We start from the raw sequence: 7,821 nt of genomic DNA, 5'->3' as shown, positions 1-7,821 counted from the left end.
CCTGCCCCTACGGTATGACGGATACGACCTGCTAATACGGACAGGGTTGAAACCTGCCCCTACGGTATGACGGATACGATCAGCATCCCCCGTCCAGATCAATGGCAAGTTTCGTCTCGTTCGTATGTAAAACGAGCACAGACCTTGCAGCTAGACCAGCGGCCATTCGCGACGACGCTTACCGGTGAGGGCGGCTAACGCATTAGCGACGGCGGCGGCAATCGGCCCCATCGGTGGTTCGCCGCCACCAAACGGTTGATCACCGCTGCGGAGAATTTGCACGAACACCTCTGGCGCGTCGGCAATGGTGAGCAGCGGATAACGATCAAAGTTTCCGGCTTCAATTCTGCCATCGCTAATCGTGATCTGCTCAAGCAATGCAGCACTCAACCCCATCATAATCCCGCCCTCGGTCTGAGCTGCCAGGCCGTCGGGGTTAATCGCCACCCCTGGATCAATGGCTGCCCACACTCGATAGACCCGTGGCCGATTATCAACTAGACCAACTTCGGCAACATGGGCCGCTATCGTCCCGGCATCAATACTACAGGCGATCCCACGAGCGCGACCGGGAGGCGGCGCCTCTCGCCAGCCGGACATGGTCGCCACGGTTTCGAGTGCTGTACGGAAGCGTTGGCCCAGCTCGTTTGCCGGTAGATGACGGAGCCGAAAATCAAGCGGATCAATCCCCGCTGCTGTAGCCAACTCGTCGATGAAACTCTCGACGGCAAAGACGTTTGCCAGGAGTCCTAACCCACGCCACGGGCCGGTTGGTAACGGCAATTCTACCGTCTGCGCGGTAACCAGCAGATTAGGGATTGCATACACGAGACGGGCGCCGCGCCACCCGCCAAAGTCACTCCCGAAAAGCCAGCGCAGCGGGGCCGGAAAGAGATCGAACAGCACATTGCCGCTCACATGGCGCTGTTCAAGAGCAATAATCTGACCACCTTGGTCGAGCGTTGCGCGAAATGTAGCATACGTTGGTGGACGCAGGTACCCGTAGCGAAACTCTTCGGTGCGAGTCCAACCAACGTGTACCGGTCGTCCGACTGCTGCCGACAACAACGCTGCCTCGGTAGCAACCGTTGTAGTGACTTTGCGCCCGAAACCACCGCCCAGGTAGGTTGGTGTTACCTCAACTGCTTCGGGCTTGCGTCCGAGCACTTGCGCCAGTGTACGGGCAACCTGCACCGGTGATTGGGTACTGACCCAGGCCCGCACCCGATCTGGTTGAACGTCAACTAATGCAGCTTGTGGTTCAAGGTTGGCGTGTGCCGCCAGCGGTGTGCGGTACGTCGCCTCAATGACTTGCCCGCCACGCAACATTGCCGGTGCATCACCCTGACGTTGAATCACCGTCCCCGCTCCGGCCTGGGCGGCCAATCGTTGTTCAATATCTTGCAGATCAAACGGTGGTGGTAACTCCCAGTCAAGCTCTACATCATTGAGCGCTGCATAGGCGGTCAGACGCGATTCGGCGACAACCCCGGCAAAATCGTCGCGGATCACAACCTCAATCACACCCGGTCGATTGCGCGCCGTTCCTGGAGCTGCCCGGCGAAGTCTGGCGCCGAGACGGGGTGGACGAGCCACTGCACCGTACAACATTCCATCGACGCGAACATCATAGCCGTACACTGCCGTGCCCCGAATCTTGGCCGGCAGATCGAGCCGGGGGAGCGGCTGACCGATCATCTGCCAGCGTTCGGGTGGGGTGAGCGGCGCCGCTTCAGATGGTAGTTGCCAATCGCGCTCTTGAGCAACGAGTTCGCCGAACGTAATCTGGCGTTCGGGCCGTTCAGCATCGATGACAACCCCGCGCTCGATACGAGTCTGAGACAGGGGAATGCCGAGCTGCTCGGCTCCCGCAGCACGGATCATCTCGCGTAACGTCGCTGCTACTTCCCGTAGCACGGGAAAGAGCGAAATCACCGAGTACGAAGCGCTGGTACCGGCGCCATCGGCTATCGGGCCACGAGAACTGCTCTGCACGACCTGCATCTGCTCCCAGGCCACGCCCAACTCTTCGGCTGCGATCTGGGCCAGCGCCGTATGCACTCCCTGCCCCATTTCCACCTTCGGCATAGTCATCAGCACCTGACCGTCTGGCCGGATCGTGAACCAGAGATCAGGTTCGCGAGGCATCGTGGATGGAATCTCGATCACATCACCAAACATATCGGCCAACATCAAACGCGCTGCCGGTAAGCCGAACACGGCACCAAGAGCCAGACCGCCACCGACAACTCCCAGGCCAATGAGAAAGCCTCGCCGCGACATTCGCCAGCGCTGTGGACGTGTCTCTTTTTTCATACCTTTTGCCCCCTCATCAGCTCGGCTGCGCGCATAACCGCCCGTCCGATACGGGCATACGTTCCACATCGACAGTAGTTGTAGCGCATCGCGGCGATCATCTCTTCATAAGTTGGATTGGGATTCGCTGCCAATAGTGCAGCAGCCGTCATCATCTGACCGCTCATACACCAGCCACATTGGGGAACCTGAAGTTCGAGAAAGGCCTGTTGTACTGGATGTAATTGCTCACCGGTGGCTAATCCTTCGATAGTTGTAATCTGGGCGTCGGCAAGCGTTGTGACCATCGTCTGGCAACTGCGTGTCGCCTTGCCGTTCACATGAACGGTACAGGCGCCGCAGATACCGGCGCCACAACCGAATTTAGTTCCTGTCAACCCTAGTTCATCGCGTAATACGTAGAGCAGTGGACGTGCCGGTTCATCGGCAATGGTGTAACGTTGGCCGTTGATGTTTAATTCCATAATGAGCCTCTCGTACAATTGCTGTGCAATCTCTGTTCATAGTATACTACCAGTGCGAAGATATTTACAGCGAATCGCCTTCTGATACGAAAGACATGCTGCGACTATCACGTATCGTTTGCGCGTGTAAACTAAACTCATGGGGTAGAGGGAGCTATGCCGGGTAAATGATCGGCAATGCTCTCTTCATTCACAAGGATATGCCGATGACAACATCGTTCACAAAACAGACCCCTATTCTCATCGTGGGTGGATTCGGGAGCAATCCATCACTCTACGAGCCGCTCCGTAACTATCTGGCCGACCTTAGTGGTCAACCGGTGTTTATCACCCCTATCAACCGCTGGGATTGGGCGCAGGTTGTCGTGTTCGACAGTTACGCTAGTCTACTCGACAAACTTGATCGAGCGGTTCATCAAGCCATGACGACAACCGGCAGTCAGCAAGTGACACTGGTCGCCCATAGTGCCGGTGGTGTGCTAGCGCGGATTTTTCTCGGTGACCAGCCGTATCGCCAGCGCGTCTATTCCGGCTACCGACGGGTCAATATGTTGATCACCCTGGGCACACCGCAACGAGCGGTTCGCGATGGACGAATCGGCGGGCTAAGTCAGATCCGCTGGGCTGAACAACACTATCCAGGGGCCTACTGGTCACAGGTGCGCTATGTAAGTGTTATCGGGCGTAGTATCTTCGGTGATCCTGATGGTCCCCCACCAGAACGCGGTGCTTACCAGAGTTATCGCCTGATTAGCGGTGAAGGAGCGCAGTGGGGCGATGGGGTCGTTCCACTGGAATATGGCCTCTTGCCAGGATCATTGCAAATCGTTATCCCCGGCCTGCGTCACGATCCCAGACCAGATCGCCTCTGGTACGGTTCAAGTCAGGCAACGGTTGCCATCTGGTGGCAGGCGGCGACGGCATTTGCTGTGACACCACCAACAGGGATCGGCTATAATCAAACAGAAGCGCAGGTTACAGTAGCTTCTGCTGTCGGCCAACGTGCCTGATCTGAACGATGCACAGGTCGTACAGCGAAGAACAACTCTGTTATTGATGCGGGTTGTTCACGCCTTCAGCAATAGTTACGAAGGGGAACACGGTATGTTTCGCCGTTTGTTTGGGCGCGCCCAGGATGCACCGCGCAGCGAGGAAGAGGCTGCGCGTGAAGAAGCACAGGTTGCCGCTTCACTTGAGAAATCACGCAAAGGAATCTTTGGCCGTATCGCCCAGCTCTTCGCCAATGATGACCCAATCACCGATCAGCTTTGGGATGAACTGGAAGAGGCATTGATCCAGGCTGATGTTGGTCTGGAAACGACCCAATATCTGGTGAACCGAACTATCGACCGGGTGAACCGCTACGGGGTCAAAAAAGCCCGTGAAGCCCGCGACATGCTCAAGGCCGAGATGGTACGCACGTTTGCCGAGTATGCCGGACAGAAACGGCCCGATGCCAAACCGTATGTCATACTCGTGGTTGGAGTCAATGGCGCCGGTAAAACCACGCTGATTGCAAAGCTGGCTCATCGGTACAAGAACCGCTTCGGCAAGAAAGTGCTGTTAGCCGCTGGTGACACCTTCCGGGCTGCGGCGACCGAGCAGCTTGAAACCTGGGCCGAGCGTGCCGGTGTGCCATGTGTGAGCCTTGGTCAGGGCGCAGATGCCGCCGCTGTCGTGTATAAGGCCATCGATGCTGCCCTTGAGCAGGAAGTAGACATCCTGATCGTCGATACGGCCGGTCGCCTGCACGCGAAATACAACCTGATGCAAGAGCTAGAAAAAATCCGCAATATCATTGCTCGTAAACTACCCGGCGCACCCCACGAAACCATCCTGGTGATTGATGCCACGACCGGCCAGAACGGTGTTTTGCAGGCCAAAGCCTTTCTCAAGGCGGCCGGTGTCACCGACGTAGCTATCACCAAGATGGATGGAACGGCCAAAGGCGGTATTGCGTTTGCCATTGCCCAAGACATCGAGCGCCCGATTCGATATATCGGTACTGGCGAGAAGCTCGACGATCTGGCCCTCTTCGATGCACAGACATTTGTCGATGCACTCTTCGCCGAATCAAAGTCATGAACCGTCGGTCATCTGCTCACGATGCGAGTACCGCCACAGGTACACGCTATCTTGCAACCTGTTGCTCGTGACACTGCGATAGCTTTGTTGACAGGGGCTACTATGTCTGTAGAAATCGTCAAATGCCCATCGTGCAAACAGAAACTGGCTATCTTTCCTTACGTTCCCATTGGAGGACAGGTCGTCTGCGCAAATCGTAATTGTGGCGCCAGCATTCGCCTGGTTTCGCGCCGACCATTGCGGATCGAGCTGGTTCCTGAAGAGGCGACGTATACCGTTGATTATCGCCCCGAGTCGTATGGCTAGTCGGAAAGGAGTCCTTATCGGTTCCGCGGTGAACCCATGGTCAGGCAGCACGACACACGACACGTTTCGATCAGCAGCGATCCGCTGGGCAGTCATCATCTGGATGATCGGGTGTGCCGTTCTGCTCAGCGGTTGCCTGCTCATCAGCGGCGAACAGACCACTATTGCTCAGGAAGGTGGAACGGCCAGTATTTTTACCACATTTGTGAGTGCTGAAGGCAGCGACGAATATCGGCTGCCAGCGTTACCGGCGAATACCGAGGTGCAGGCGATTGTGATGGTCGCCGTCGAGTCAGGTGATCTCCAGATCGCACTCCTTCAACCCGATGGCTCTGTTTCATTTGTGCTTGCCGCTCGTCCGGGCACGCAGGTTACCCGAAGTGGCCCCCTACGTAGCGACGCACAGGGACAGATTCGCTATCGTATCACAGCGCGCAATGCGCGCAATGGCGAGATACAGATGTTTTTGTTGCCGTAAGTATTCAGGTCAGGCAGATCATGATGGATAAGCCAGCAGATGCCGTTGACAATCCCACAACCATAGCCGCATCACCGGCAGCGGCATCCGTCGTAAAAAATCAACTACAACCGGAAGATGCAGCAATTCATAGTTGGTATCGTTTCGTTCTCGGGTATCCGCCACACCTTGTGCGCGAGTATTTACAACGTCTCGGCGCAGATCCAGAGCGCGATTGGGTCTGTGATCCGTTCTGCGGAACAGCAACAACACCGGTCGAAGCACGCCTGCACGGATTTGCGACGATCAGTACTGATGCGAATCCCATCGCGCTGCTAGCAACGTGCGTGAAACTAGCGTGGGATATTGATCTGGAAGCGGTACGTCGCCGACTCGACGATGTGCTTGAGCTTGCCGAGGCATGCCTTGATCACGTTGGTCTCTCGGAACGATCAGACAATCTCCAACAACTGACCTTATTCTCTCCACAACGTGTTCGCCGAACGACCCCGACAATACGGCGGTACGTCGAACAGTTCAATCCAGACGAGCTGCTTCCACCTCTGATGGCAGCTCTTATTCCCAAAGGGTTCATCAGTCCCAAACCACTCCTCCGCGTGCTTGCCCTCCGCTTTGCCATTGAAACGATGGGCGGCGATGCAATAATCACCGACTTCATGCGCCTCGCTCTCGCCAACGTCATCGTAACCACTGCCGGCAATGTCGGATTTGGGCCAGAGGTGTACCGCCTTCCACCACGTGATGATGCGGATGTCTTGGGGGCGTTTGCCCACATGATTCAGCGCATGATCGATGATGTGAACACGATTCGGTGCAGACACCTTGCACCATTTCCGCCAGCGCATGTCTATCATGACGATGCACGTCTGCTCTCATCATTAGCGCAATGCCCCCCAATTGGAATTGTGATCACCTCACCACCGTATCCGAATGAAAAAGACTACACGCGCAGTACCCGGCTCGAAAGCGTGTTACTCGGCTTGCTGAAAACCAGGCACGATGTCCGTGCGCTCAAAGAAAACCTCCTGCGCAGTAACTCACGAAATGTATTTACTGGTGATGATGATGATACATACATTGCCGACATTCCGACGATCAGGCAGGTAGCAGAAGAGATAGAAGCCCAACGAGTAAAACTCGGGAAGACATCAGGATTTGAACGTCTTTATCATCGAGTGACCAGATTATATTTTGGTGGCATGTATCGGCACTTTGCCGCGTTATTTCCGAAATTACGCCCCGGTGCCAGATGTGCGTATGTCGTTGGCGATCAAATGTCGTTCTTCCGTGTTCATATTCGTACTGCCCATCTGCTCGCTGATGTCGCATGCAACGTTGGGTACAAGGTAGAGGGTATCGAACTTTGGCGTACCCGACGCTCGACCGTGACCGGGAACGACTTAGCAGAATATGTATTGATCCTTAGACGACCGTAAAAACACTCCCCCTCACTCACCCCTCACCTCCAGCAACCGCATCACTTCAAACCGACTCGGAAGCGACGGCTGAGCGCCTGATCGGGTAACAGCCAGCGCACCAGCGGCATTCCCCCAGCGCACTGCTTCGAGCGGTGATTTACCTTCGGCGAGAGCGACGCAGAATGCGGCAGCAAACGCATCACCGGCGGCCACTGTGTCAACCACCGGCACCTGAAAAGCTGGCACGTGTGTCGTTTGACCACCCATAGCTAGCAGCGCACCCTCTTCCCCTAACGTTACCAGCACATTACGCACACCCTGTTGCTGTACCCGACCAATCGCCGTCAGCAGATCGGTCTCCCCATCGGCCAGTACTTGCAACTCAAGCTGATTGGGCAGCAGGTAGTCGATCTGAGCCAGGAGTTCGGTTGGCAGCGGACGGGCGGGCGCCGGATTGAGCACAACCCTTACTCCCGATTGACGCGCCAGATGGGTTGCCGCTACAACTGCTTCGAGTGGGCATTCCAACGGCATAAGGAGCACATCAGCCCTGCGCAACACCGATTCGGCACGGATAACATCGGCTTCACTGACCTGCATATTCGCGCCGGGTGCAACGACAATGGTGTTTTGGCCATGTGCATCGAGCGTTATCAACGCTACGCCGGTAGCGGTATTGAGATCGCGTTGGACAAAGCTCGTATCAACGCCATCATACTGAACGGCTGCCAGCAGAGTATCGCCAAAAGTATCA

The 7,821-nt window shown here is 56.1% G+C and carries 8 protein-coding genes; 5 read left to right on the top strand and 3 right to left on the bottom strand.

Annotation, left to right across the window (positions count from 1 at the left end):
* Nucleotides 1-150 precede the first annotated feature (150 nt).
* Together JE47_RS0118645 and JE47_RS0118640 are read right to left on the bottom strand one after the other, a co-directional pair.
* Nucleotides 151-2,316, bottom strand: coding sequence for a xanthine dehydrogenase family protein molybdopterin-binding subunit (locus JE47_RS0118645; protein ID WP_031461200.1), 2,166 nt, complete (start codon nucleotides 2,314-2,316; stop codon nucleotides 151-153).
* Nucleotides 2,313-2,780 (bottom strand): (2Fe-2S)-binding protein, encoded by a 468-nt coding sequence (locus tag JE47_RS0118640; RefSeq protein WP_031461199.1) that lies wholly within the window; start codon nucleotides 2,778-2,780, stop codon nucleotides 2,313-2,315. Before JE47_RS0118640 ends, JE47_RS0118645 begins: the two co-directional genes overlap by 4 nt.
* A gap of 206 nt (nucleotides 2,781-2,986) precedes the next feature.
* Between JE47_RS0118640 and JE47_RS0118635 the strand changes: the two genes are divergently transcribed.
* From JE47_RS0118635 to JE47_RS0118620, 5 genes are all read left to right on the top strand, one after another.
* Complete coding sequence (locus JE47_RS0118635; RefSeq protein ID WP_031461198.1) at nucleotides 2,987-3,790, top strand: esterase/lipase family protein; 804 nt, start codon at nucleotides 2,987-2,989, stop codon at nucleotides 3,788-3,790.
* Nucleotides 3,791-3,884: 94 nt separating this feature from the next.
* Nucleotides 3,885-4,865, top strand: coding sequence for a signal recognition particle-docking protein FtsY (gene ftsY, locus JE47_RS0118630; RefSeq protein ID WP_031461197.1), 981 nt, complete (start codon nucleotides 3,885-3,887; stop codon nucleotides 4,863-4,865).
* A gap of 102 nt (nucleotides 4,866-4,967) precedes the next feature.
* Entirely contained in the window at nucleotides 4,968-5,171 is a 204-nt protein-coding gene (locus tag JE47_RS21445; RefSeq protein WP_081910074.1) for a hypothetical protein, read from the top strand.
* Nucleotides 5,164-5,649, top strand: a complete 486-nt coding sequence (locus JE47_RS0118625; protein ID WP_236631306.1) for a hypothetical protein — start codon at nucleotides 5,164-5,166, stop codon at nucleotides 5,647-5,649. The genes JE47_RS21445 and JE47_RS0118625 overlap by 8 nt, the downstream gene beginning before the upstream one ends.
* Before the next feature lie 23 nt (nucleotides 5,650-5,672).
* Entirely contained in the window at nucleotides 5,673-7,085 is a 1,413-nt protein-coding gene (locus tag JE47_RS0118620) for a hypothetical protein (protein ID WP_201771228.1), read from the top strand.
* Between the two features lie 12 nt (nucleotides 7,086-7,097).
* On the opposite strand, the gene JE47_RS0118615 is transcribed toward JE47_RS0118620, so the two are convergent.
* On the bottom strand, nucleotides 7,098-7,821 hold a 724-nt coding region (locus JE47_RS0118615), incomplete at its 5' end, for a ribokinase (protein WP_031461194.1).

Source organism: Chloroflexus sp. MS-G, from assembly GCF_000735195.1.
Classification (GTDB): domain Bacteria; phylum Chloroflexota; class Chloroflexia; order Chloroflexales; family Chloroflexaceae; genus Chloroflexus.
This window is presented reverse-complemented; position numbering and strand designations above follow the sequence as displayed.

Excerpts from the sequence above, each read along its gene's own strand:
- JE47_RS0118645 (WP_031461200.1), bottom strand. The coding sequence starts at position 2,316 with ATGAAAAAAGAGACACGTCCACAGCGCTGGCGAATGTCGCGGCGAGGC.
- JE47_RS0118640 (WP_031461199.1), bottom strand. The coding sequence starts at position 2,780 with ATGGAATTAAACATCAACGGCCAACGTTACACCATTGCCGATGAACCG.
- JE47_RS0118635 (WP_031461198.1), top strand. The coding sequence starts at position 2,987 with ATGACAACATCGTTCACAAAACAGACCCCTATTCTCATCGTGGGTGGA.
- ftsY (WP_031461197.1), top strand. The coding sequence starts at position 3,885 with ATGTTTCGCCGTTTGTTTGGGCGCGCCCAGGATGCACCGCGCAGCGAG.
- JE47_RS21445 (WP_081910074.1), top strand. The coding sequence starts at position 4,968 with ATGTCTGTAGAAATCGTCAAATGCCCATCGTGCAAACAGAAACTGGCT.
- JE47_RS0118625 (WP_236631306.1), top strand. The coding sequence starts at position 5,164 with ATGGCTAGTCGGAAAGGAGTCCTTATCGGTTCCGCGGTGAACCCATGG.
- JE47_RS0118620 (WP_201771228.1), top strand. The coding sequence starts at position 5,673 with ATGGATAAGCCAGCAGATGCCGTTGACAATCCCACAACCATAGCCGCA.